Annotated in this window: 26 protein-coding genes and 1 pseudogene; 14 read left to right on the top strand and 13 right to left on the bottom strand. The window is 69.0% G+C overall.

Translation table 11 applies throughout. The annotated features are described in order from the left end of the window. Window positions 1-104: 104 nt before the first annotated feature. The 3 genes from FYW99_RS28595 to FYW99_RS28585 form a co-directional block, all read right to left on the bottom strand. Entirely contained in the window at window positions 105-365 is a 261-nt protein-coding gene (locus tag FYW99_RS28595) for a PspC domain-containing protein (protein WP_017563836.1), read from the bottom strand. Window positions 366-702: 337 nt separating this feature from the next. Beyond that, entirely contained in the window at window positions 703-1,317 is a 615-nt protein-coding gene (locus tag FYW99_RS28590) for a TetR/AcrR family transcriptional regulator (RefSeq protein ID WP_150255111.1), read from the bottom strand. A 123-nt stretch (window positions 1,318-1,440) separates the two neighbouring features. Continuing rightward, window positions 1,441-1,827: a PPOX class F420-dependent oxidoreductase gene (locus FYW99_RS28585; protein ID WP_150255110.1), complete on the bottom strand. Its 387-nt coding sequence runs from the start codon at window positions 1,825-1,827 to the stop codon at window positions 1,441-1,443. 274 nt (window positions 1,828-2,101) lie between these two features. On the opposite strand from FYW99_RS28585, the gene FYW99_RS28580 reads away from it, so the two are divergent. Together FYW99_RS28580 and FYW99_RS28575 are read left to right on the top strand one after the other, a co-directional pair. After that, window positions 2,102-2,584, top strand: a complete 483-nt coding sequence (locus tag FYW99_RS28580) for a GbsR/MarR family transcriptional regulator (RefSeq protein WP_150255109.1) — start codon at window positions 2,102-2,104, stop codon at window positions 2,582-2,584. After that, window positions 2,581-3,453 carry an alpha/beta fold hydrolase gene (locus tag FYW99_RS28575; RefSeq protein WP_150255108.1) on the top strand — a complete coding sequence of 291 codons (873 nt, stop codon included), beginning with the start codon at window positions 2,581-2,583 and terminating at the stop codon, window positions 3,451-3,453. The genes FYW99_RS28580 and FYW99_RS28575 overlap by 4 nt, the downstream gene beginning before the upstream one ends. A gap of 215 nt (window positions 3,454-3,668) precedes the next feature. Here the strand turns inward: FYW99_RS28575 and FYW99_RS28570 are convergent, their stop codons facing one another. From FYW99_RS28570 to FYW99_RS28560, 3 genes are all read right to left on the bottom strand, one after another. After that, window positions 3,669-4,940, bottom strand: a complete 1,272-nt coding sequence (locus FYW99_RS28570; RefSeq protein ID WP_150255107.1) for a pyroglutamyl peptidase — start codon at window positions 4,938-4,940, stop codon at window positions 3,669-3,671. Window positions 4,941-5,203: 263 nt separating this feature from the next. Continuing rightward, on the bottom strand, window positions 5,204-5,770 hold the full coding sequence (locus FYW99_RS28565) for an NADPH-dependent FMN reductase (protein ID WP_150255172.1): 567 nt from the start codon (window positions 5,768-5,770) through the stop codon (window positions 5,204-5,206). Window positions 5,771-5,896: 126 nt separating this feature from the next. Then, window positions 5,897-6,517, bottom strand: coding sequence for a TetR/AcrR family transcriptional regulator (locus FYW99_RS28560; protein WP_223839735.1), 621 nt, complete (start codon window positions 6,515-6,517; stop codon window positions 5,897-5,899). 222 nt (window positions 6,518-6,739) lie between these two features. Here FYW99_RS28560 and FYW99_RS28550 point away from each other — a divergent pair, with 222 nt between their 5' ends. Both FYW99_RS28550 and FYW99_RS28545 read left to right on the top strand, forming a co-directional pair. Continuing rightward, the gene (locus tag FYW99_RS28550) at window positions 6,740-7,855 is read left to right on the top strand and encodes an FAD-dependent monooxygenase (protein ID WP_150255105.1); all 1,116 of its coding nucleotides are present in this window, start codon (window positions 6,740-6,742) and stop codon (window positions 7,853-7,855) included. A gap of 48 nt (window positions 7,856-7,903) precedes the next feature. After that, window positions 7,904-9,367 (top strand): MFS transporter, encoded by a 1,464-nt coding sequence (locus FYW99_RS28545; RefSeq protein WP_150255104.1) that lies wholly within the window; start codon window positions 7,904-7,906, stop codon window positions 9,365-9,367. 133 nt (window positions 9,368-9,500) lie between these two features. On the opposite strand, the gene FYW99_RS28540 is transcribed toward FYW99_RS28545, so the two are convergent. Further along, window positions 9,501-10,010, bottom strand: coding sequence for a MarR family winged helix-turn-helix transcriptional regulator (locus FYW99_RS28540; RefSeq protein WP_150255103.1), 510 nt, complete (start codon window positions 10,008-10,010; stop codon window positions 9,501-9,503). Window positions 10,011-10,135: 125 nt separating this feature from the next. Between FYW99_RS28540 and FYW99_RS28535 the strand changes: the two genes are divergently transcribed. After that, window positions 10,136-10,561, top strand: a complete 426-nt coding sequence (locus FYW99_RS28535) for a Rid family hydrolase (protein WP_150255102.1) — start codon at window positions 10,136-10,138, stop codon at window positions 10,559-10,561. A 76-nt stretch (window positions 10,562-10,637) separates the two neighbouring features. Here the strand turns inward: FYW99_RS28535 and FYW99_RS32650 are convergent. The 3 genes and pseudogenes from FYW99_RS32650 to FYW99_RS28525 form a co-directional block, all read right to left on the bottom strand. Beyond that, window positions 10,638-10,742: pseudogene (locus FYW99_RS32650) on the bottom strand (IS5/IS1182 family transposase); the annotation flags it as partial. 299 nt (window positions 10,743-11,041) lie between these two features. Next, entirely contained in the window at window positions 11,042-11,236 is a 195-nt protein-coding gene (locus FYW99_RS32645) for a hypothetical protein (protein WP_223839725.1), read from the bottom strand. 24 nt (window positions 11,237-11,260) lie between these two features. After that, on the bottom strand, window positions 11,261-11,902 hold the full coding sequence (locus FYW99_RS28525) for an enoyl-CoA hydratase/isomerase family protein (protein ID WP_223839721.1): 642 nt from the start codon (window positions 11,900-11,902) through the stop codon (window positions 11,261-11,263). Between the two features lie 156 nt (window positions 11,903-12,058). Between FYW99_RS28525 and FYW99_RS32640 the strand changes: the two genes are divergently transcribed. After that, complete coding sequence (locus FYW99_RS32640) at window positions 12,059-12,676, top strand: TetR family transcriptional regulator (RefSeq protein ID WP_223839717.1); 618 nt, start codon at window positions 12,059-12,061, stop codon at window positions 12,674-12,676. Continuing rightward, window positions 12,574-13,431, top strand: coding sequence for a lasso peptide biosynthesis B2 protein (locus FYW99_RS33130; protein WP_223839714.1), 858 nt, complete (start codon window positions 12,574-12,576; stop codon window positions 13,429-13,431). The genes FYW99_RS32640 and FYW99_RS33130 overlap by 103 nt, the downstream gene beginning before the upstream one ends. A 246-nt stretch (window positions 13,432-13,677) precedes the next feature. Here FYW99_RS33130 and FYW99_RS28510 read toward each other — a convergent pair whose 3' ends face one another. Further along, the gene (locus FYW99_RS28510) at window positions 13,678-14,076 is read right to left on the bottom strand and encodes a VOC family protein (protein WP_150255100.1); all 399 of its coding nucleotides are present in this window, start codon (window positions 14,074-14,076) and stop codon (window positions 13,678-13,680) included. Window positions 14,077-14,169: 93 nt separating this feature from the next. Between FYW99_RS28510 and FYW99_RS28505 the strand changes: the two genes are divergently transcribed. Next, window positions 14,170-15,156: a helix-turn-helix transcriptional regulator gene (locus tag FYW99_RS28505; RefSeq protein ID WP_150255099.1), complete on the top strand. Its 987-nt coding sequence runs from the start codon at window positions 14,170-14,172 to the stop codon at window positions 15,154-15,156. Window positions 15,157-15,970: 814 nt separating this feature from the next. Beyond that, entirely contained in the window at window positions 15,971-16,369 is a 399-nt protein-coding gene (locus FYW99_RS28500) for a hypothetical protein (RefSeq protein ID WP_150255098.1), read from the top strand. Between the two features lie 377 nt (window positions 16,370-16,746). Here the strand turns inward: FYW99_RS28500 and FYW99_RS28495 are convergent, their stop codons facing one another. Beyond that, window positions 16,747-17,694 carry an alpha/beta hydrolase family protein gene (locus FYW99_RS28495; RefSeq protein WP_150255097.1) on the bottom strand — a complete coding sequence of 316 codons (948 nt, stop codon included), beginning with the start codon at window positions 17,692-17,694 and terminating at the stop codon, window positions 16,747-16,749. Between the two features lie 175 nt (window positions 17,695-17,869). Here FYW99_RS28495 and FYW99_RS28490 point away from each other — a divergent pair, with 175 nt between their 5' ends. From FYW99_RS28490 to FYW99_RS28480, 3 genes are all read left to right on the top strand, one after another. After that, a complete protein-coding gene (locus FYW99_RS28490; RefSeq protein WP_150255096.1) occupies window positions 17,870-18,478 on the top strand; it encodes a TetR/AcrR family transcriptional regulator in 609 nt (202 codons plus the stop codon). 164 nt (window positions 18,479-18,642) lie between these two features. Beyond that, a complete protein-coding gene (locus FYW99_RS28485) occupies window positions 18,643-18,903 on the top strand; it encodes a hypothetical protein (RefSeq protein ID WP_150255095.1) in 261 nt (86 codons plus the stop codon). A gap of 76 nt (window positions 18,904-18,979) precedes the next feature. Next, window positions 18,980-19,522 (top strand): GNAT family N-acetyltransferase, encoded by a 543-nt coding sequence (locus tag FYW99_RS28480; protein WP_150255164.1) that lies wholly within the window; start codon window positions 18,980-18,982, stop codon window positions 19,520-19,522. A 275-nt stretch (window positions 19,523-19,797) separates the two neighbouring features. Here FYW99_RS28480 and FYW99_RS28475 read toward each other — a convergent pair whose 3' ends face one another. Beyond that, complete coding sequence (locus FYW99_RS28475) at window positions 19,798-21,150, bottom strand: tetratricopeptide repeat protein (protein WP_150255094.1); 1,353 nt, start codon at window positions 21,148-21,150, stop codon at window positions 19,798-19,800. Between the two features lie 114 nt (window positions 21,151-21,264). Here FYW99_RS28475 and FYW99_RS28470 point away from each other — a divergent pair, with 114 nt between their 5' ends. Together FYW99_RS28470 and FYW99_RS28465 are read left to right on the top strand one after the other, a co-directional pair. Continuing rightward, window positions 21,265-21,543 carry a hypothetical protein gene (locus tag FYW99_RS28470; protein ID WP_150255093.1) on the top strand — a complete coding sequence of 93 codons (279 nt, stop codon included), beginning with the start codon at window positions 21,265-21,267 and terminating at the stop codon, window positions 21,541-21,543. A 173-nt stretch (window positions 21,544-21,716) separates the two neighbouring features. Then, window positions 21,717-22,247, top strand: coding sequence for an NUDIX hydrolase (locus tag FYW99_RS28465; protein ID WP_150255092.1), 531 nt, complete (start codon window positions 21,717-21,719; stop codon window positions 22,245-22,247). Window positions 22,248-22,458: the final 211 nt, after the last annotated feature.

Genomic DNA, 22,458 nt, shown 5'->3' with positions numbered 1-22,458 from the left:
GCCGCACTCCGCGGGGGCTTCGCAGGTCTGCTCGACCTCGCGCTCCTCCCGCGGGGTGCGCAGCTCGCGTCGCTTCCAACCCGGTTGTGCTCTGAGGGTCCACATCAGCTCTGACTCGGCTTTCCCTGGAAGTTGCGGATGATCTGCTCCAGCAAGGAGCGCTTCTCGTTCTCGGCCGGCATGATCAGCCAGGCCAGGATGTAGACGAAGACGCCGCTGAACCCGAGGACCGTCAGGACCACGAAGGCGAGGCGGACCAGCGTGGAGTCGACGTTGAGGAACTCGGCGATCCCCCCGCAGACACCGGCGAGGTAGCGGTCGCTTCCACTGCGTCGGAAGCGCTTGCTCTGGAAGTTCTGGTTCATGTCTCCACCCTGCCCCCTCCTGACGACGATTCCCATCCGGGACAGCCCTGGGCGGCCCCTGACATCCCCCCGAGCCCCCGGAGGGGCCGGGCACGGGGTGCTGACGCGCCCCGCGGGGATTGGACGCGGGCGGGGGCGCACGGCGTTCCGGCCAGGCGCTGAGGCGTGGAGCACACCGGGCGCGAAGACCGTGCCGCGGTCGGGGCGGAGAGCGGGAGTCCGGGTCAGGGCCCGACCCCCGGGGCCCGACCCCCGGGGTCCGGGGTCCGGGGTCCGGGGCGGGTCCCTGAGCTCCGGGCGCGGGGCCCGGAAACGGAGGGCCTGAGCGGTCCCCGGGTCAGTCAGCGGAGCCGGGCCGCCCGTAGAGCTCGCCCAGGAAGCGGAAGTCTGTGCGGAGCCTGGCGCGGACGTCCGCCACCTCCTCGTTCTCCGAGAAGCGCAGGCGCCTCATCGTGTGGCGCATCACCGCCATGGCCGCCGCCGCGACCACGACCGAGCGGTCGTCCTCGGCGGGGACCCCGGTCCGCTCGGCGATGGCGGCGGCGAGCTCCATCTCCACGGTGTGGAAGCGGGCGAGCATCCTGGGGACGAGCTGTGGCTCGCGGTCCATGAGCTGTTTGCGCAGGCGCATGTCGTCGCGCTGGGTGTCGAGGTCGTCGGTGCTGACCAGGAACGCAATCAGCATGGTGATGAGGTCCTCGACGAAGTCACCGGTGGGGCCGCCCTCGGCGAACTGCCTGCGCATGTCCTCGTCGGGGCACCGCGGGACCTCGCCGAGGAGGGCGTCCTCCTTGGTGGCGAAGTAGTTGAAGAACGTCCGGGTGGAGACGTCGGCCTCTGCCGCGATCTCCTCCACGGTCACGTTCTCCAGGCCGCGCTCCAGCGTGAGGCGGACGGCCGCGTCCTGGAGGGCACGGCGCGTGGCCTGCTTCTTGCGTTCGCGAAGCCCCAATGGTCCTCTCCCGTACAAGGTTGATCCTTGCAGTCCATGCAAAGTTTCCCACAAGTATCCCCCGGGAACGGAGACCGCGCGCACCGGAGCGCGCGGCCCCGCCGGGGCGGGGCCGCCCGTGCCCTAGCGGCCGACGAAGCGCTCCGGCCGGACGTAGACGATGACACGCTCCTCGTCGGGGTCGTCCCACGGGTAGGGCGTTCCGAGGTACTTCTGCGCCATCTCGTTGATGAAGGCCTTGTCCTGGTCCTCCTCCACCCGGTCGACCACACCGCGGACCTCCACGTACATGTAGGCGTCGTCGGGGTCGGTGGCCGAGACCGAGATCCGGCCGTCGCGCCTGAGGTTCTGGAGCTTCTGTCGCGTCGTGGTCTGGCTGAACCTGAGGAACTCGCCGTCCCAGTCGATCCACACGGGGCTGGACTGGGGGGAGCCGTCCGGGCCGAGCGTGGCCACGTGTCCGAAGGCCGGTTTGCGCAGGATCGCCTGCTGCTTCTCCGAGAACGCCATGTCACTCCTTGTCGTCGGTTGACGCCGATGGTGTCGAGTACACCAACACGTTCCGAGGCGGACGCGGCGACGCGCCCGAGGCGGACGGACCGCATCGGGGAACAGCCGGGAAGCCGCGGGCCGACCGGCGCCCAGGTGCCTCGGGACGGGCGGGAGGGCCTCCGGCCCAGTCCGCTTCCGCGCCTTCGGCGGAGGCCACGTGCCGCCGTGGCGGCGGGTTCCCCGCGACGCCACTTCATTGCAGTCATTACTGCAACGACTGTAATGTCTTCACATGAGCGAACCCACAGAGGACGAACTGGCCTTCGTCGACGAGGTCGCGGTGTTCTTCGAGCGCGAGGGCCTGCCCCTGATCGCCGGACGGGTCATCGGCTGGCTGCTGATCAGCGACCCACCGGAACAGAGCGCCGCCCAGCTCGCACAGACCCTCCAGGTCAGCCGCAGCTCCATCAGCAGCGCCACGCGCCTGCTCACCCCCAGCGGCCTGGTCGAGGGAGTGCGCAGGCGCGGACAGCGCCAGGAGTACTTCCGTGTCGCCGCGGACGGCTGGAGCCGGATGCTGGAGCGCCGCTACGCCCAGACGGCCGCCTTCCGCGAGGTCACCGAGCGCGGGCTCAGGATGCTCCGGGAGGCCCCGGACGAGCGCCGCGAACGCCTGGCCAACGTCCACGAACTCTACGGATTCCTGGAGGCCGAACTGCCGTCGCTCTTCTCCCGGTGGCGGAGCGAGCGGGAGAGGGACGGTCGGCGCCCATGAGCCCTCCGCCGTCGGACCCCTTCTCCCGCGTCAGCGTCGAACAGCCGGAGGGCGCTCTGAGCGTCATCACCGCGGGGCAGGGCACGAGCACGGTCCTGCTGCTGAGCGGAGCAGGCCTGGACAACGCCCTGCTGAGCTGGCGCCACCTGATCCCCGTCCTGGCCCCCGACCACAGGGTCCTCGCCCTGGACTGGCCCAAGCAGGGGCACAGCAGGCCCTGGAACGGCACCGCCGACCACGCCCGGATGCTGGAATGCGTCACCGCGGTCCTGGACCACTTCGGGGTCGGTCGGGCCTCCCTGGTGGGTCTGTCGCAGGGCGGCGCGCTCGCCTTGGCCTACGCCATCGACCACCCCGACCGGCTGGACCGGCTCGTCGCCCTGGCTCCGGCCGGGGTCATCTCGTTCCCTCCCCTGGTACACCAGCTGCTGTGGCTGACGGCCAGGAGCCGTCTGCTCAACCGCACGCTGCCCACGTGGCTGTTCCGCAGCCGTGAGGGGGTGGCCCGGTTCGCGCGCACCGGTCTGTTCGCCGGTCCGGTCGACGACTTCGACGACATCGTCGAGGAGATCATGCCCGAGGTCCGGGCCAACGGCGCGGGCTCCTCCGACTGGCAGAACGCCTCCATCGGCCCGTGGCGGATGAACGTGGACCTGCGCCCCCGCCTGGGAGAGATCCGGTGCCCCACCCTGTTCGTCCAGGGGGACGAGGACGCCGGTGTGCGCCCCCGGCACACCGTGGCCGCTGCGAGGCTGGTCCCCCGCTCCCGCATCGAGATGCTGGAGGGCCACGGCCACTGGGTCAACCGGCAGTCGCCCAAGCGGGTGAACGCACTGGTGCGTGACTTCCTCGCCGCGCCCGGGGCCTGACCGGACCGGCCACGCCAACACCCGTTCCGCGCAGGCCACCTGCCAGCTCGCGTTCGCCCGCGTGTCCACACGAGCGCCCGAAGCGCCCCGCTGCCGCACGGGCCCCGCGGATCGCGACGGGGCTTCTGCCAGAGCACGGTGTCCGGCCGCGCGGCAGCCGGGGCCTCACGGACGATGCGGTGGAAGCGCGCCACGGGGTCCCGGCCCCTCGGACGTCACCCGCGGACGGCGGCCGCGACGATGTCCTCGACCTGACCGACGATCGCCGCGCGGTCCTCCTCGAACCCGGGGTCGGTGACGCTGTCGCCGGGGCCGAACTCCAGGATCGGGGTGTGCACGTGGCCGGCGGGGATGTCCAGGCCGGTGGCGTCGCGCAGCAGGGTGTTGCGGTAGGCAATCTCGTTGGAGAGGTAGTCGCCTCCGCCTCCGGCCCGCGCCTCGGAGCCGGGGGTGGGCCCGTCCACGCTCACCACCGGTTCGGTCTCGCCCTCGGGGATCTCGGTCACCGTGGTGTTGTCGACCACGGGGAACGGCGCGTCGGTGGTCTCCCCGACGATGGCGGGGCGGTCCAGGGAGGAGTCCGACCACTGCGGCTGCGGCGTGACGGTGGGGACGCCGTCGGGGACGGGGATCATCTCCTCCGGACCGACCGACTCGTTGTCCGCGGCGCCGCCTCGCCAGGCGCCGTTGTGGGCCTCGAGGTCGAACTGGCCCGGTCGGCCCTGGCTGACGGTGATGACCGCGTCGGCCGGCCGGTCGCCGGTGTAGTGCGGCAGGAGGGCCTCCTCGACCATGCCGTCGGTGAAGTCGCGCCAGCGCACCGGGAAGAGCATGGTCTCGACGACCGCGACTCCGGCGTCGGTCTCGATCACCGCCCCGTCCAGGGCGAGGGCGGCCGCACCGGAGGGGTTGGCCTGGCGGATGTCGTTGTCGAGGCGGAACGGGTCGAAGCCGGTCACGACGATGTGGAGGGCCTCGGGCTCCCCCGGGACCTCGGCGAAGTCCGTGTCGTCGTGGCCGCGGGAGCGGCGGTCCATATCGGCCACGAGACCGGCGCGGTCCGCCTCGCCCAGCTCGAAGCCCGGTTCCCAGCGGTTGAGGGCGGAGGTCATGGCGAGCCGGGCCCAGTAGACCGGCCGGTCGTCCCCTGCGCTCAGGCTCCCCCCGACGTGCCCGTTGCCCTGGACCCGGTCCACCGCCTGGCGCCAGAGCGCGTCCCCGTGGCGCTCGACGACCGCGCCCGCCTCGTCCACGCCGGACGCCGCGCACAGTTCCCGCGTGAAGCGGTCCACGGTCATGACGAACCCGGATCTGCGCAGGATCTCCTGCGGGACCTCCTCGACGACCCGCGCCTCCTCGACGGTGGCGCCGTCCTCACCGAGGCAGCCGGTCACCTGCTCGGCCTGTGCCGGAGCTCCCAGGGCGAGGACGGGGGCCACGATGAGCGCCGACGCCGCGATGCGGGGGGCTGTCTGCTGAATGCGCACGCTGATTTCACTCCGTTATCTGCTGTGTTCGACAGGAGGGGGGAAGTAGGAGGTTCCCCGTTTCGCAGGAGTCACACCGCCCCCACACCTCGCACAGGATCGGTCCGCGTCGCCCGCCGAGGCCGTGTACGGGTCAGGGCACGCGCCGGGCACCGGTCCCGGCAGCCGGAACGACCCCGTGGCCGCGACTGCGGCCAGCAGGGCGGGCCCGGCCGGGAACGTGGCGGTGCCCTGGTGCTCACGAGGCCGGTGAAAGAGCGGGGTTACTCCCGGAGCAGGCCCGTCGTCGTCCTCTGCTGGGAGTAGGAAAGCGCCGTGGCCATCTCGCCCATGGCCAACCGGACCCGCTCGAGCACCGCCGGATCGCGGAACCCACCATGGGGGTCCACCCGGGCGGGAGCCCCGGAGACCGTGACCGAGTCGACCAGGACACTCCCCATCAGGGTCAGCGTGGGGATCAGCGCGAGGTGGCCGCGCATACCGCCCGCCTGTCCCGGTGACGCGCTCATGAGGAGGGTCGGCTTTCCTGCGAGTCCCCCAGATCCGACCAGCCAGTCCATGGCGTTCTTGGTGGCTCCGGAGGGGCCGTGCGCGTACTCGGGGGTCGCGATGATCACGCCTTCGGCCTGGTCAGCGCAGGACCGGAACCTCGTGACGGCCTCCGGTAGGTCCTCGTCGTTGTCCAGGTCGGGGTTGAACAGGGGGAGACGGCCGGCCAGGTCGCCGCCGATCACGGAGATGTCGGGATTGCTCCGGCCAGCCAGGCGCAGCAGTTCGGCGTTGTAGGAGTTCCGGCGCAAGCTGCCGCAGATCCCCAGTACCGCCCACATCGCCGCTCCCACGATCCGAAGTTCTCAGCACAGTACCCCCGAAGCTCCGGCGTGCTCCCGGAAGCCATCAGAAACGGCGGCCCGGAGCTCTGGTCTTCTCAGGAGATCCTGAGCCGGTCGCGCGGTTCAGCCGTGCGGTGCCGTGGCCCGGATTCCGGCGAGCACCACGGCGACGACGCGCTCCGCGTCCGTGCGGGTGAACGTGCGCAGGCCGCGGTTGACGACGAGGTGCACCGGGCCGGAGATCATCTCGCCGAGGAAGGAACTGTCGACCGGGGGCAGCTCGCCCCGGTCGACGGCGGTGTCCACCCGCCGTTGCATGGCGGCCACGCGCTGGTCGAGGATCCTGGCCAGCGCCTGCCGGACGGTGGGGCTCTGGTGGGTGGGCTGGATGGCCTGTTCGAGCGTCCGGCCGAACGGTGTCTCCAGGCCACCGGCAAGGCCCATCAGGAAGTCCGACAGGTCCCGGTGGAGGTCGCCGGTGTCGGCGACCGACGCGAGGTCCTCGGCGTAGCGCAGCATGGCGTCGACGACCAGCTCCTCGCGGTCGGGCCAGTTGCGGTAGACGCTGGTCTTGTGCACGCCGGCGAGCTCGGCGACCTCCTCGTAGCGAAAGCCCACGATGCCGTCGCGCGCGACGAGCTCGGCGGTCGCGGCGAGGACCTGCGCCCGTACCCGCGCGTTGCGGCCGCCTGGGCGCCGTGCTGGCGGCCGGTCAGCGGTCCCGTCGGCCATCTCCACGCTCACCTCCCGTTCTCTGCTCAGGTGCCGATTGTGGCCAGGCGTGGCGTTGCGGTGCAAGCCGGTCGCCAGTAAGCTCACTAAAGCAACAGTTAGTTGCTTTAAGTGTCGGGTCACCGCGGCCGCGACCCATGGGCCGACCGCGCTGCTTGGCGCCTCCCCCGCCCACCAGCGGGCCACCAGCGACCCGACCGGCACGTCCGCCCAGACGCACCTGGAGCACACACCGTGAACATCCTCGTCTCCGGAGCCGGCATCGCCGGCCTCGCCGTCGCACGTGAACTCGGCACCCGCGGCCATGACGTCACCGTCGTCGAGTACGACCACCACCTCCGGCTCGCGGGCACACCCATCGACATCCGCGGTGACGCGGTCGAAACCGTGGAGAGGATGGGGCTGCTCGCCAGGATCAAGGAGCAACGGGTGCGGATGACCGAGTCCACCCGGTTCGTCGACAGCGGGGGCGAGCCGGTGGGCCGCATCCCCATAGCCCAGATAAGCGACTCCGACGACGACATCGAGATCCTTCGCGAGGACTTGATGCGCATCCTCGCCGCCGCGCTCCCGGACACCGCGGCGCTCTGTTTCGGGGACTCGGTCGAGGCGCTGGCCGAGAGCGGCGACGGTGTCAGCGTGCGCTTCGCCTCCGGACGCACCGGGCGGTACGACCTCGTGCTCGGTGCCGACGGCCAGCACTCCGCGGTACGCAGGCTGGTGTTCGGACCCGAGGAGGACTACCTCCACCACCTCGGTGTCTACATCGCGCTCGCCGCCCTCCCCGGCGAGGCCCGGACCGAGGGCGTCAACTCGATACACAACGTCCCCAGCAGGCTGGCGGGCACCTTCTGGTACAAGGACAGGGCCGTCGCGGTCTTCCAGTTCCGTTCGGAACCGCTCGACTACGATCGCCACGACCTGGACGCCCAGAAGAAGATCGTCATCGACGCCTTCGCCGACCACCGGTCGTGGAGGATCCCGGAGCTGCTCGACGCGGTCCGTGCCGACCCCGATTTCTTCTTCGACTCCGCGAGCCAGATCCACCTGCCCTGCTGGCACCGCGGCCGCGTCGCCCTCGTCGGGGACGCCGGGTACAGCCCGGCCTTCCTCTCCGGCCGGGGTACGTCACTCGCGCTCACCGGCGCCCGCATCCTCGCCGAGGAACTCGACCGGTGCGGCGGCGACCACACCGCCGCGTTCGAACGGTACGAGGCCCGACAGCGCCCCTACGTCACCTTCGCCCAGGCCAGCGTCCACAGCGGCCGCGACCGCATGCTGCCGACCAGCTGGCCCGCCATCGCCGCCCGCAACGAGGCCCTGCCTGCAGCGGACACCAGCACGCGCTGAACCCCACACGAAGAGTTCCCGACCCCTGACGTGCTGGAGAGGATAGATGTGAAGGACACGCCGGAAGAGCCCGCTGCCGGGGTTCAGGAGCACCGATGGAGCGGGCGGCTCGTCCTCTGGGTCGCCGTTCTCATCCTCGCCAACGTCCTGGCCGACGTGGCCATCGCCTCCCCCCTGCTGGTCCTGCCCCAACTGCTGGAGCACTTCGACACCGACCAGGCCGCGTGGCTGAACGCGAGCGCGATGCTGGCCGGGGCCATCTGGTCGCCGCTGCTCGCGAAGAGCTCCGACGTCTTCGGCAAGCGCCGGTTGCTCGTCGTCACGCTGGTGACCGCGTGCGCGGGCGCGCTGGTCTGCCTCGTCGCCCCCAACCTCTGGATCTTCCTGGCGGGGCGTTTCCTCCAGGGGGCCGCGCTGGCCGCGATCTTCATCACGGTGGCCCTCACACGCCAGATCTGCGCCCCGCGGGTGGCCATGCCCGTGATCGGGCTCGTGACGTCGGGCTCGGCGATCGTCGGGATCATCGAGCCGTTCCTGATGGTGCCGGTCATCGACCTGTTCGGTTACCGGAGCGTGTTCGTCGTGGCGGCGCTGCTCGCCGCGGTGGCCGCGCTCTGCGTGCGTTCCCTCATCCCGGAGTCGCCGGTCCGCGGCACCGGCCGGATCGACGTGGGCGGGGCGCTCCTGCTGGGCGGCGGCCTCGGCTCCGTGCTCGCCTACGCCAGCCTCGGCGGAGACGCCGGGTGGCTGTCCGCGGGAATGGTCGTGCTGCTGGCGGCCGGTGTCGCCGCGTTGGCCGGTTGGGCGGTCCTGGCCCTGCGGGTCACCGAACCCATCATCGACATCCGGGCCCTCAGCCGACCGGTCCTGCTGACGCTGCTGGCCCTGGTCCTGGCCGCGGGCTCCTTCCGGAGCATGCTCCAACTGACGAGCATCGTCGCCCAGGTGCCCCCCGAGCTGGGGCTCGGCTACGGGTTGGGTGACGGAGGGGCGGTGGCGGTCCTGCTCGCCGCGCCCTCGCTCGGCATCATGGTCGGCGGCACCCTCGCCGGATGGCTCGCGGGGCGGTTCGGCCCCGCACGGCCCCTCCTCGTCGCCATCGCCGTCGGAGCGGTGGCGACCTTCATGATGTTGGCGGGCGTGTCGGCGCTGCCGCTGGCGACCGTCTGCGGGGCCTTGGTCGGCATGGCCGCCGGTGCGATCGGAACGTCCGGTTACAACCTGGCGACCGGCCTGGCACCGCCCGAGCAGCAGGGCACGATCTCCGGTCTGGTGTCGGTCATGTTCGCCCTCGGCTCGGTCGTCTTCAGCTTCGCCGGCGGCGAGCTCCTCAAGGCCACCCGCGTCCCCGGGATCGTCGCCGACGGCGCCCCGGTGAGCACGGCGACCGGCGTGTACCTCTACGTCCTGATGGCCGGGGTGCTCTTCGTCCTCGCCGCGGTGCCCGCGGGCATGGTGGTGCGCGGCGGGCGCGCGGCGCCCGCGCCGGTCACGGCCGGGGCGCCGTCGTAGCGTTCGGATGCCCTGCCCGGTCCCCGGGTGGCCGGGGACCGGACAGAGCCGGGCAGGGCCGTACCGGTGCGGGCGGGCCGACTCGCCGCCCCCAGGGGCCCGGCCGTCCCGGGTCGTGGCACGGGAGCGGCTGTCAGCCGAGGCCGTCGGGAACGATGCCGAGTTTTTCCGCGATGCGGGCGAGGGCCTTCAGGTCGGTCGTGTTGAGCGGGTCGAGGACGGTGCTGCGCACGGAGCGCAGGTGCGTGGGCGCCGCTGAGCGCACGAGGTCGAGGCCGACGTCGGTGAGTTCGGCGAGGGTGTAGCGGCCGTCGTCCGGGTCGGGTGTCCGTACGACCCAGCCGCGCTGTTCACAGCGTTTGACGACGTTGGACAGACGGGAGAGCGAACCACTGGCGAGAAAGGCGAGCTCCCCCATCCGCAGCCTGCGCCCCGGGGCCTCGGAGAGGTGGCTGAGCACGAGGTACTCGAACAGGGTGAGGCCGTTCTCCTGCCGCAACGGTGACTCCAGCTTGCCGGGCAGCAGCAGGACGAGGGAGACCAGGCCCGTCCACGCCGCCTTCTCCTGCTCGTCGAGCCATCGCAGCTCCTCATCGCCTCCGTGCTCGTGTGTGCCGCTCACGGACTCTCCCGTGCCGCTCATGGCCCCCCGTCCTTCCAGCGAATCCGCCATCACTTGACGCTTGAAGTCATTACTTGCTACTGTCACTTTACGCTTGAAGTCATTGAGGGGGAAACCCACCCCTGCGAAAAGGAAGAGGGGGCATCATGAGCACCGTCACCTTCGGCATCGCTCCGGGCCAGGGCGAGAAGTTGCACGAGGCCCTCGGCTACAGCGGGGCCGTCCGCGTCGGCGACCGGGTCGAGACCTCCGGCCAGGCCGGGGTGGATGACGACCTGGTCATCCCCGACTCGCTGGAGGACGAGATCATCCAGGCTTTCGACAACGTGGAGCGCACACTCGCCACGGTCGGCGCGACCTGGAAGGACGTCGTCCACGTCAACTCCTACCACAAGGTCACACCGGGAGATGAGGCCATCGGCGACGACCACAACAGGGTCATGGCCGAGCAGTTCCGCCGTCGCCTCGGCGGCCGTGCGCCGATCTGGACCGAGACCGGCGTCACGGTCCTCGGTCTCGCCGCGATGCGCGTGGAGATCCGCGTCACCGCCATCGTCGGCTCCGGGAACTGAACCACCCCTGTTCCGTGGCGGTTTCATCGCAGGCTGGCGAGGCACGGACCAGGTCCGGCATGTACCGGCTGCGGTGGTGACAGCCAGGTGAGTGGTCTGGGTGGCATTCCGGCCGCTCGGGAAGTAGGACCGCGAGTCGGTCCCAGAGCGGCTCGGCCAGCCATGATGGAAGCGCGGGCACAGGCCTCCTCGGTGATCACGGAGTGCCAGCGACTCCATGATCGACGGGACCCGTGCCCGCTCGGCTGCCCGCCTTCCCAACCGCGCCAGTCCGCGCGGCCGACAGCGGTGCCGAATCTACGGCTGCCTACGCCGTCCACTCCCCTGTCCGCCGATTCCGGCGCCTCAACCGGTCGTGTTCCCGACAGTGCCCGGCGAACCGGGGCGGTCGGCCCGACCACTCGAGAACACGTGTGCCGACAACGGCTGAAGAGCTCCCTTCACGGAGCCTCTGCGCACGGATGGCGAGAACTTGGGCGTTCAGATGCTGTTGGCGATGCGCTCGTGGTCCCGTTCGCCCTCGCGGGTCTGGATACCAGCGGCGAGCAGCTTGTGGGCGAGCTCGGTGACCTCATCGCCGAACGCAGCGGCCAGGCCCTCGTTCTCAACGGCGTAGGCCGCACGCGGAATCGGCTGCGCGACCGCGTCGACCGCGGCCTTCGTCATGGGGATCACCTCCGCCCGGAGGCCGGCGATCCGTCAGGCGAGGGTGTCCACGAAGGGATCGAGTTCGGCGGCGGGCAGGGCACGGTTGATCAGGCCGTACCGTTCCGCGAGTTCCGCGCCCACGAGCTCTGCGCCGAGGATGAGCTCCAGCGCGCGGGCCCTTCCTGCCAGTCGCGTCATGTTCACCGTGCCACCGCCTCCGGGGAGGATCCCCATCAAGGACTCCGGCTGCCCCTGACCCGACTTGCCGATCGCCGCGAACCGCATGTCCAGGTACATGAAGAACTCGTTGCCCGCGCCGCGCGCGAAGCCCGCGAGCTTGCCGATAGTGACCTGCGGCAGCGAGCGGACCTCCTCGCTCATCGCCTGGAGGATGTTCAGGCCTTCCGGGACGGTGGAGCCCGGTGCGGCGGCGATCGCGGCGCGAGTGGCTGCAGGCAGCGCGTCAGGGTCGGTGAGGTAGGCCATGTCACCGTGCGCGACGAAGAACTCCGGGTCAGCGCTCTCGAAGACGATGACGCGGACGTCGGCGTCATCCCGCACACGCGCGACGAACGCCCGGAGTGACGACAGGAGGACCGCGTCCATCAGGTTGAGCGGCGGGTGATCGATTTTCACCGTCGCGACCCCGTCCAAGACGTCGATCGTCAGGGCGGGAAGGTCCTCGTAGCTCATGAGGTGGCTCCATGTACGCGTGCAAGGGACGGACTGTGACCAGGCCGCCAGTTGGGGACCGCGTCGCGAGTCCCAGTATCGAGGATGACACTGGGTGTCAGACTAGAAACCTGGCACCAAAGAAGCAAGCGAGTGTGTCGGAGTACACTCGTCCCCATGAGCGCAGCGCCAAGCGGTACCCGTGAGATCAGCCGCCACGCGGTGCGAGCAGAGCTGGCTCGCGTCGCGTTCAACCGCTTCTGCCTCGCCGGCTTCGACCAGGTCACCTTCACCGACCTCTCCGAAGCTGCCGGGGTGTCGCGGAGCACCTTCCTGCGCTACTTCGGCACCAAGGAAGACGTGGTCCTGTTCGTCTTCGACCCTGTCGGTGGCGTCATCGCCGACGCACTCGATGCCGAACGGGCCAACCAGAACGACTGGAGCAGGTTGCGCAACGCCCTGGAGTCAGCCGTGAGGTTCCTCGTGCGCGACGTCCAGGAGCTTGTGACGATCCTCGGCCTCATCGAGCAGACCCCGGCCCTGTGTGCGCGCCTCCGCGAGAAGCAGGCTGCATGGCGACCAGAGGTCGTCGCCCGACTGCAGAAGACGACCTCCTCGGCCGACGGGTCATCGGTCGTCGCCGAAGTGCGCGTGGCGGCGGCGCTCGAAATCCTGTGGATCGTCCTCGGACAGTGGAGCGCGAGCGACGGCCGAGAGGACCTCGGCAACCTGCTGGACACCGCGTTCGCCGCCTTCTCGGCCCCGGCACGTCAGCAGACGGACACTCCGTCGTAAAGGGCCGAAGCGGCGGCTTTCCCGGCGGTGCCGAAGCAGCCGAAAGAAGTGATCGACCCGGCGGCAGTGATCGCGTCGTCGGAGTCCAGCCCAGGCTGCGGGTGCAGGAGTGGGGTGCCGACCCGGCCGAAGCCGCCGGAGTCGTCCACGCGGTGCGTGCTCTGGGGCCGTTCTCGCCCGTGCGGGTCGCCTGCTTGGGAGAATCGGTGGCCGCGGCACCGGCCCTGGCCGTCCTCGGACGCGGCGTGCGCTGGTGCCACGGCGTGATCGCCGACCCCGTCCGTCCGCACGCCTGGATCGAGGCGGAGGGGCGCCCGGTGGCCGAACCCGACGGCGCACTGAGGGTGTCGTCTCCGGGAAGCATCTCAAGAGGTGGAGGCACGGCCGAGGCCGGAGAGCGCACATGGAGCGACCAGACGACCCCGGGTACGCGAGAACCCTCGGGGAGAGTGCCTCGGGAGTGGCCTTTGGCCTGGGGTTCTGCGGGTAGGCCCTCAGGGGCTCGGATCCTGGACCCACGGATCAAAAGTCTGCGTGCGCGGAGGCGGAATGCCCCGCTATGCGGATATTTGTTCCGACCCATCCGGGCGGCGGCGTCCCCCTACGTGCCACCGGAGGCCACCCCGTACCACGGCGTCCCAGAACAGCCGAGCAATCACCGAGCATCTCCTATGGCCAGAAGGCACGGACGAAGTCCGCTGGTGACGCGAACCGGCCTCACGGCAGAAAGTCGCTCAGGCACTTATGTTCGGTAAGTGAACCTTACCGACGGCCAGGCACCCCAGGTTGACGGCCTCGTGTACAAAGCAACCTCCGCGCAACGGATCGTTGCGCGGAGGTTGTCGTGACCCTTCCATGATTTCTCGTGTGGATCTGCCGCTAAATCCTGTAGGAACCCTCTGCGCTCCCTGTCCTCTGCTGATGGCGCTCCTGGAATCTACGGCCGCGTTCATTGGGAGCCCCGAGGTCTCGGGGCTCCCCATGAACGGCTTTGCGTGGCGTCAGCGTGCGAACTTTTCGATGGCCGCCGGGGTGACGGGGGTGAAAAAGTTAACGAGGTTGCCGTCGGGGTCACGGAACAGCAGCGACCGGTTGCCCCAGGGCATCGTGGTGGGCTCGGTGACGAATTCGGTGAGGAAGCCGGTCAGGTTCTGATGAACGCGGTCCACGTCGTCGACGAGGAACTCGGTGATCACGCTGTGGTTGTCCGCCGGGCGGGCAGAGCCCGGAGCGAACAGCGGGACGGTCCTGGTGCTGGCGATCGCGAGGGTGGCGCCCGCGGTGTTGAGTTCGGCGAAGTCTTCGGTGGCCCACGTCGCCTGCGACCCTGTGGCTCGCTCATAGAACTCGACGAGGCGTGCTACGTCGCTGGTGATGATGCGGATTGAGACGAACTCCATGGGGATCTCCTCGGTTGCACTGGAGGCGTACACCGCGCAGACTAGGAGAAATAGTGGACAGAATCGGTCCTGTAAACGCATTAGGTTGTGCCCATGTCCCGACCCACTGCCCGCGTACTGACACTCCTGGAGCTGCTGCAGTCGGGCGGAACCCGAACGGTGGCCGAACTAGCCGACCGGCTCGGCGTCGAAGGGCGTACCGTGCGGCGGTATGTGGACCAGCTGATCGACCTGGATGTGCCCGTGGAATCAGTGCGTGGCCGCTACGGCGGGTACCGGCTCGCCCCCGGGTACCGCTTGCCCCCGCTCATGCTCAGCGACGACGAGGCGCTGGCCGTGCTGCTAGGCCTGGTCGCCGGCCGCCGAGCAGGGCTGACGACGCAGCACACGGCAAACGAGACGGCATCGGCGAAGATCCGGCGGGTGCTGCCCAAGCACATCGCCCGCCGGCTCGACACACTCCTGGAATCCCTCGCCTTCACGGAACAGCCCGGAGAGTTCGACGCTCCGGACGCCGGGATCCTGCTCACCCTCGCCGATGCGGTACGCCATTGCCGACCGGTCTCGATCCGCTACACCGACCGCGACGAACGGCGCAGCGAACGCACGCTGCACGCGTATGGAATCGTCGCCCATGCGGGCCGGTGGTACGTCACGGGCAAGGACGCCCGAATCGGTGAGGACCGAACCTTTCGGCTCGACCGCATCGCAGACGCGCGGACCCTGCCCGGCTCGTTCGAAGCGCCCGTGGATTCCGGTCCGGCGCAGCGCGTGTTGTCAGCGTTCGCCACGGCTGAGTACCGGTATGAGGTGACCTTGCGGGTCCACGGGACAGTTGAGCAGGTCCGTTCCCGCCTGCCCGCCAGTATCGCGAGCCTGGAGGAGCACGAGCCCGCGGCAGGCAAGGACGGGCAGCCCGAGCGCTGGTTGCGCGTCGAGCTGCGGGTAGAGCGGCTCGACTGGTTGCCTCCAGTACTCGCCTCACTCGACCGGCCGTTCGTCATCGAGCGCCCCGATGAACTGCGCGGTCTCGTCACCGCGCTCGCCGATCGCCTTGCGTCCTACGCTCGCCAAGCCTGATCGCGAGGAACCGATGTCAGACGTGTTGCTCCGGTGGGCTCCGGCGAGGTGGAGGCACGGCCGGGGCCGAAGAGCACACGGAGCGGCCAGACGGCCCCGGGTACACGAAAACCCCAGGGCGAGGACCTCGAAAAGAGCCTCTGAACTGGGAATTTGCGGGTAGGCCCCCAGGGGCTCGAACCCTGAACCCACGGATCAAAAGTCCGCGTGTGTGCGGGCAATACGTCCCGGTATGCAGGGGTTCTTGGCGGCTCATCCGGGCGGCGGCATCCCGCTACGTGCCACCGGAGACCACCCCGTGTCACCCCGTCCCGGAACAGCCGAGCAATCACCGAGCACTTCCTCCGCCCCGCGAGGCACGGATCAAGTCCGCTGGCACCTCGAGCTGACCTCACAGCAGACAGTCGTTCAGGTACCCATGTTCGATAAGTGAACCTTATCGGCGATCAGACAACCGGGGTTGACGAAGTCGGGCGTGAAGAAGCCCCCGAGCAACGCTCTGTTGCGCGGGGGCTGTCGTGACCGGGCCGTGACCTCCAGTGGGGGTCTGGCGCTACGTTCTGTGGCGATCCCCCTCGACCCCCGGGCACGCTCGCGTCGCGCACTGAAAAACGTCAGTCCTTGCTCGGGATGGTCGGCCTCCAAGGCGTCCGCGCACTCGCGGTCGATCTATGGCAGGTCAAGGTGGGACACTCGGTGACCACATCATTTCACACAGTGTCCACAACTGGACACGGACAGTGCTATCGAAGGTTTCTCACCTAGAGTTATCTCCAGTTGACAGAAATGAACGTCACTAGGGACAAGGATTCTCATGGCACGGAAGATCCTGGTATCACTCGCCACGGCCACCGCCTTCGCCAGCACGCTGTGCGCGGCCTCTCCCGCCTCAGCTGCCCCAACAGATAGCCAGGCCACGGAGACCGGCCGGGTGCAGGTCTCCGCCAGCTGCTACACCCAAAACACCGACCTCTACTGCGACAACCGGCCGGGTTCCCCGCTGTACGCACACCGCGACACCGACAGCCCGATCCGCGACTATCTGTACACCAGCCACAGTTGGTTCGACTGCTGGGGGCCTGGAGAGCGGCACGCCGGCGGCAACAGCATCTGGTACTGGACCCAGGGCGATCAGACTGGAGAATGGGGCAACATCCCGGCCGTCAACGTCTTCACCACGACCGACCCGCCTCCCGGAATCAACCAGTGCTGAACCATCCGCCCCGGTCACGTTGACCGAGCTCGTGTAGGACTCATGGTGAGCACGCGACGAGCCGGATAGGGATCCCTCGCTAGCGAGCCCGGTGCCGAGCACACTGGGTGGACGCCGGATCACCGTCCAAGAAGCGAGGTGTTTCCGCAGTTCAGGAGGTAGACCAATCCAGCCGCGCGGAGTGGTCTAGCACTCCGGCGTGGTCCGTCCCGGTACCGCCTGGTTCTGGGCTCCGGTCACTGTTCTCATCGAGGGTGCGTCAACCCCATTTGACGGATGCGGGCACGGGAGTGTCCCCGCGCGACGCATCGTGGCGCGGGGACACTCCTGATCTTGTCGTGATCCGAGACGGGGGTTAACAGATCAGCGCCGCGGCCTCACTTGGACTCGATCCGGCCCAGCGGGGCGGTGCTCTGCGCGAGGGAGCGCTGCACTGAGCCCCACGAGGCGTCCTCGACGCCGAGCGCGTGGCGGAGGTAGGCCCAGGTGGTCCGCTGGACCAGGGACAGGCGGTCCGGGTTCTCGTCGGTGGTCTCCTTGGCCTCGTAGCCGGCGATCCCGCCGAGGGAGTGCTCCCCGCCGAACACGGTGAGCAGGCTCTTGCCGCCTGGGCTGAGGGTGTAAGGCTCAGTGGTCCACTCCGGCCCCCTGGTGGTCACCGGCAGCTCATCCTCGTCGCCGGCGACCACCAGGGCTGGCGGGGTGAGGTGGGAGAAGTCCACCTCCCGCAGCCAGGGGAGGTTCTCGGCAGCGTAGGGGGTGAGGTGGTCGCCGCCCTCCCCCGCCGTCGCCACCAGGACGCCCGCCGTCACCCGCGGGTCGGACAGGTCTTCGGCGGTCCCGGTCTCGGGGTCGGTGACACGCAGTCCCAGCAGGATTGCGGCGGTCTGGCCGCCGAAGGAGTGGCCAGCCGCAGCGATGCGGCCGCGGTCTAGGCGCCCGGCCAGGCCGGGAACGGCGGCTTCCAGCAGGTCGAGATGGTCGAGGATGCGCTTCATGTCATCCACGCGCAGGCGCCAGAGCCGCGGTGCGCGGGGATCGCCCTGGGCCAGGCCGACCGTCCGCGAGTCGAGGTGGGTCGGCTGGATCACCGCGAAGCCGTGCGCGGCCCAGAAGTCGGTCAGCGGCCCGTAGGCCTCCAGCGACGACCCGAAGCCGTGTGAGAAGACGATGAGCGGCAAGGCGCTCCCGGCCGCAGGCGCCGACACCCGCACGCGCAGGTCCGCACCACGCTCCGGCGCTTTCAGCGTCACCGGCTTCACCGAGACGACCGGGGCGGGTGTGCTGGGGGCCGCGTCCGGCGCGGCAGTGGCTGATGCGGTCATGGAGAGTTCTTCCTCGCAACTGTTGGCGGCAGGTCCCCGAAAGGACCGGAAAGGGCACCCGGCTTGGCGCCGTCACACCGGTCTGGCATGATGAACAAGTGGGACGTTGTCCCGGATTGAATATACGGGACAATGTCCCGCTTGACAACGGCGGCAGTACAGGGGCGGTGCGGTTGTGAACAGCAGCGAGCGGGCGCAGGATGCGCAGCGGCCCAAGCGGGCGGACGCCCGGCGCAATGAGGAGGCACTACTGGAGGCGGCCGCCGCGGTCTTCGCCGCTTCGGGGGTCGAAGCGCCCATCCGCGAGATCGCGGCGAAGGCGGGCGTCGGCACGGCGACGATCTACCGGCACTTCCCGACGCGGGCGGACCTCATCGTCGTCGTCTACCGGCACCAAGTGGAGTTCCTCGCGGACGCCGGTCCGGCCCTGCTGGAGTCCAGCGCAACCCCCTACACCGCTCTGGGCCTCTGGATCGACCACTTCGTCGACTTCGTGGTCACCAAGCAGGGACTCGCCGCCGTCCTGCAATCCGACGACCCCTGCTACGACCCCCTGCACTCCTACTTCCTGGAGCGGCTCGTACCCGTGTGCACCCGGCTTCTCGACGCCGCGGCCGACGCGGACGAGATCCGCTCGGACCTGGACGCCTACGAGCTGATGCTCGGTGTGGGCGGCTTGTGCGCCGGGGCAGGCGGCAACGCGCGCTACGATGCGCGCCGCCTGGTCGGGCTCCTCATCGCCGGCCTGGGGCGCCCGAATCCGGGACGGGCCGCTGACCGGTAGGGGTCCTGGCAGCTTTCGCGGAAAATCCAACGTGGCCCGTTACTCGCTGGTCACATGTCCTGTTGCCGGGCGTTCGGGCGCTCATCCATCTCGGCGACCCACCGACCCCGGTCCCCGAACCATTCGCCGCCCTGCTACTGCGGGCCGGGAAGCAGCGGACCAACATGAACACCACCAACCCGGACGCGCCCTGGCTCTTTCCCGGACGGCGGGCCGGGCGACCCATGCACCCCCACAGCCTCGCAGAGCTGATCCGCGACATCGGCGCCCCCGGAACAGCGGTGCGCACCTCCGCGCTGCGCCAACTCGTGCTCCAAGTCCCCGCTCCGGTCATCGCCCAGGCGCTGGGGTTTCACGACAAGACCACCACCCAGATCGTTGCCGAGACCGGTGGGACCTGGAACCGCTACGCCCCCAGCGGATGAGCACCCACCAGCAGACGTGCGGGGTCAACGTGATATCCCGTGGTCTGGGAGCCCCAGTCTGTCTACCGTGACCGCCATGGTTCACTTCTCCCTCGATGCCCTGCCGAAAACGCTGCCCACCCGGATTCCCGGAGTGTCCCTGCGTGTGCTCACCCCCGCTGACTCGGTCGACTACCAGGCTCTTCTGCGAGCCAACCGCACTCATCTGACCCGCCATGGAGATTTCACCGACCAGGTCAGGGCATCCGCAGGGGAGATCGAGGAGGCGCTGGCCCACCCCGGCAAGAAGGAACGCGCCTACGGGATACGGCTACACGACACCTTGGTGGGCCAGGCCAGCATCATCGCCGTTGCTCCACCCCACTACAGCCTGGGCTACTGGCTCGCCCAAACCGCCACCGGGCAAGGACGGGCAAGCGCGGCCTGCGCCGCGCTCATCGAGAGTTCCTCCACTGTCCTGGGCGCCACGGACATGTTCGCCGGCGTCACCCACGGCAACGACTCCAGCGTCGCCTTGCTGAGCCGACTCGGATTCACTCCTGTAGCGGATTTCCCTACCTACACCCGGTTCCACCTGGCACTGGCATCCCCGGGCCCGCAGGGATCGCAAGCCCCATAGCCCTGACAGCAGACCTCCGCGACAGAGCACACGCAGGCGAGCGCAACCCAGCCCTTTTCGTCTCCGGAAACCATGACGCACGGTGACTAAATCAGTAGGAGATACGGAGAATACAGATCACTCGATCAACGACTCCTGCCATTCCAGACCCCCGGTTTCACCGAACTGCGACCCAATACGGACTCACATCACGGGCGAACGGGGCCGTTGCCCCTTTCGGGCTTACTTGGTTCACCCCCCGCCGGTGGGTCTCGTCCTCCTCGACGTCGTCGGGTTCACTTTCCTTTGGCTTGGCGTAGTTCCGGGAGGTAAGCGACGACGTTCAAGGCTCTGCGGGTGTTCGGGTGATCGTTGCCGAGTTCCTGAGTACTCATGCGCAGGGCTTGTCCCGCCAACTCCTCGGCGGCGTCCAGTTCGCCGAGGTTACCGAGAGCCAGGGCGAGATTAATGGTGGTTGTAATTGTGACGGGATGCTTGGCCCCCAGGATCTTTCGCACCCCTGGAAGGATGCTCTCGAACAAATCCCGTGCCTGCCCGTACTTGCCCATGCCGTACAGGCATCCGGCGAGCCTGTCGGCCAGGATCAACGTGTGCGGATTGTCCTCGCCGAGGTTCGTTTTCCAGTCGTCATGCACCGGGCCCATGATCCGCAGGCCCAATTCACTTTGACCGGACGCGAAGAAGAAGCGGATGACGCGGATGAGTAGCGCGCGGAACTCTTCCGACCTGTGGCTGTGGAAACGTTCTTGACCCAAGAGCGTCCGCACGTACATAGCGAGCTGCTGGTAGGCCGACCACGCCGCCGGGTCGTCGGGGTCGAGGTCCCGCATGTCAGCGTCCAAGGCCAGCGCGGCGTCGTAGACGTCCTGGATTCCAGTGGATTGGGACCAGGTCTGGGGTGGAGGCGGGGTCCTGTCCTCCTGGCCGAGACGCCGCTCCAGGCCTTTCCCGTAGGTGGACCAGTCCTCCTCCAGAGCCCACGAGCCGGGGCCAAGGAACACACCCGACGGATACGTCTCGAACGGGTACCCGTTGTCATTGATGACGACGGTCCCCTGTCGGCCCGCGCAGATCCAGTCCAGCTCCACCTGCCAGCAGACCTCCTCAAGACCGGCAGACGCTCTGAACAAGAACACCTCGATGTCGGTGGCGCTGATCGTGAACGGAAAGTCTGGGCCGATAGGGCGCAGCTGCGGCGAGTCGGTATCGAAGGGGGAAAGAGGGACACGGTCCTTCAGGGTGAGCTCCGCCTCGAAGTACCGCGACGAGGGGCGTGCCCCGATCCTGTTCCTGTCAGGCGAGTACGCCGGCCGCGGCAGACGACGGGACAGCACGACTACCCGGGCGGCGCGGAGAACGACCGCCCGGGTAGTCCGAGCTTCCAGGGTGACGATGTACATCATGCCGCTGACTGGCATCCGCCGTGGCGGGTCGGCGTCCACCGCCAGCCACTCGCCGCCCTCTCGGTGCACGGTCACGATCACTGGGTCTTCCAACGCGCTCGGGTCGTCCGCCCCGCCGCTGTTGACGTGGACGCCGCCATGGATAGTGCCAGCCTGGACAACGGTCTCGAAGTCCTCGGAGGCTATCCAGTTCAGAATGGGGGGCGGTTTCTTCTCATCGCTCACCTGGGCTGCTCCTGATTTTGAGCTTGCTTCTCGCCGTGGCTTCGGGAGAACTGGGCCTACTCGGTTCGCCTCCTGGGGGGCATCCTTCACCACACGGCGGACGCGTTGTGGTCGGTGTCCGGATTCGGCCACGCCTCCTCCTACTTCACCGCCCCCTCCGCCCAGGAGCGCGAGCAGGAGACGGCGGCCGCCGACACCGACCCGGCCCTGGGCGTGGCGGTGCTGGTCTCCGGTGACCCCTCCTCCGAGCACCCGTACCTGTGGGTGGACGTGGACGGCGAGACCGCCGACCATCTGGGAGACCTGCGCGACTGGAACGGAGGTACCGGGTGGGCGTTCTACTCGGGGGACGGACAAGATGAGCCGGAAATGGGCAACGGGGTTCTCCAGTGAAGCCCGGGGTCGCTTCTGGCCGCACCGGTAAAAGAGCAGTTATCGGAGGTCAGAACCAGGTGATCACGGGATGAACCACACCGGATCGCTAGACCACTCCGCGCAGCCAGGCAGCCATGCACAGGGACGGTAGTGACGGTCAGACCGGCGCGGCGCTGTCCTAGGGTGCCGGTGTGAGCACCCAATGGACGATTCACGGCGAGAAGCTCGTGGACCAGAACCGGCACATCCGCCTCTCCACCGTCGACGTCACCCTCCCGGACGGGGTGTCCTTCACCCAGTACGTCGTCACCATGCCCCCCGCCGCGATGACGCTCGTGGTCAACGACCAGCGCGAAGCCCTGCTGATGCGGCGACACCGCTTCATCATCGACCGGTGGGTGTGGGAACTCCCCGGCGGCTACGTCGACGGCGCCGAGGACGTCGAGGCCGCGGCGGCACGCGAGGTCGAGGAGGAGACCGGGTGGCGGCCCCGCTCGATGGAACACATGGTGACCTTCCAGCCCGCCATCGGTTCGGTGGACCAGCCCCAGATCATCTACCTGGCCCGAGGCGCCGATCTCACCGACGCCCCTCCAGACATCAACGAAGCCCAGGAGATCCGCTGGTGGCCCCTGGATGAGGCAGTGGAGATGATCGCCCGGGGAGAGGTCGTCGGCGCCTCCACCGTGGTCGCCCTGTACCGGGCGCTCACCCTGGTATGACCTCCCTGCCCCGTGCCGTGCACTCCTCCACCTCGGGCAGTTCCCTGTGAGGCCGCAGCCTGCGCCGCAGTCGGCGCAGGCACGACAGAGCACGTTGTGACTGCAACCCCTCCGCCCAGCTCCGCGATGAGCTGGACAAGGCCCTGGCTCCCGGCAAACTGAAGCACCTGTGGAAGGAGCTCACCGGCCCAGAAGGCGAGATCTGGAAGTT

Origin of the sequence: Nocardiopsis deserti (assembly GCF_008638355.1) — a bacterium.
GTDB lineage: Bacteria > Actinomycetota > Actinomycetes > Streptosporangiales > Streptosporangiaceae > Nocardiopsis > Nocardiopsis alborubida.
Note: the sequence above shows the minus strand (reverse complement) of the source record. Positions and strands in the feature narration are given on the sequence as shown.

Excerpts from the sequence above, each read along its gene's own strand:
- FYW99_RS28595 (WP_017563836.1), bottom strand. The coding sequence starts at position 365 with ATGAACCAGAACTTCCAGAGCAAGCGCTTCCGACGCAGTGGAAGCGAC.
- FYW99_RS28585 (WP_150255110.1), bottom strand. The coding sequence starts at position 1,827 with ATGGCGTTCTCGGAGAAGCAGCAGGCGATCCTGCGCAAACCGGCCTTC.
- FYW99_RS28580 (WP_150255109.1), top strand. The coding sequence starts at position 2,102 with ATGAGCGAACCCACAGAGGACGAACTGGCCTTCGTCGACGAGGTCGCG.
- FYW99_RS28575 (WP_150255108.1), top strand. The coding sequence starts at position 2,581 with ATGAGCCCTCCGCCGTCGGACCCCTTCTCCCGCGTCAGCGTCGAACAG.
- FYW99_RS28565 (WP_150255172.1), bottom strand. The coding sequence starts at position 5,770 with ATGTGGGCGGTACTGGGGATCTGCGGCAGCTTGCGCCGGAACTCCTAC.
- FYW99_RS28540 (WP_150255103.1), bottom strand. The coding sequence starts at position 10,010 with ATGAGCGGCACGGGAGAGTCCGTGAGCGGCACACACGAGCACGGAGGC.
- FYW99_RS28535 (WP_150255102.1), top strand. The coding sequence starts at position 10,136 with ATGAGCACCGTCACCTTCGGCATCGCTCCGGGCCAGGGCGAGAAGTTG.
- FYW99_RS28525 (WP_223839721.1), bottom strand. The coding sequence starts at position 11,902 with ATGAGCTACGAGGACCTTCCCGCCCTGACGATCGACGTCTTGGACGGG.
- FYW99_RS32640 (WP_223839717.1), top strand. The coding sequence starts at position 12,059 with ATGAGCGCAGCGCCAAGCGGTACCCGTGAGATCAGCCGCCACGCGGTG.
- FYW99_RS28510 (WP_150255100.1), bottom strand. The coding sequence starts at position 14,076 with ATGGAGTTCGTCTCAATCCGCATCATCACCAGCGACGTAGCACGCCTC.
- FYW99_RS28505 (WP_150255099.1), top strand. The coding sequence starts at position 14,170 with ATGTCCCGACCCACTGCCCGCGTACTGACACTCCTGGAGCTGCTGCAG.
- FYW99_RS28500 (WP_150255098.1), top strand. The coding sequence starts at position 15,971 with ATGGCACGGAAGATCCTGGTATCACTCGCCACGGCCACCGCCTTCGCC.
- FYW99_RS28495 (WP_150255097.1), bottom strand. The coding sequence starts at position 17,694 with ATGACCGCATCAGCCACTGCCGCGCCGGACGCGGCCCCCAGCACACCC.
- FYW99_RS28485 (WP_150255095.1), top strand. The coding sequence starts at position 18,643 with ATGAACACCACCAACCCGGACGCGCCCTGGCTCTTTCCCGGACGGCGG.
- FYW99_RS28480 (WP_150255164.1), top strand. The coding sequence starts at position 18,980 with ATGGTTCACTTCTCCCTCGATGCCCTGCCGAAAACGCTGCCCACCCGG.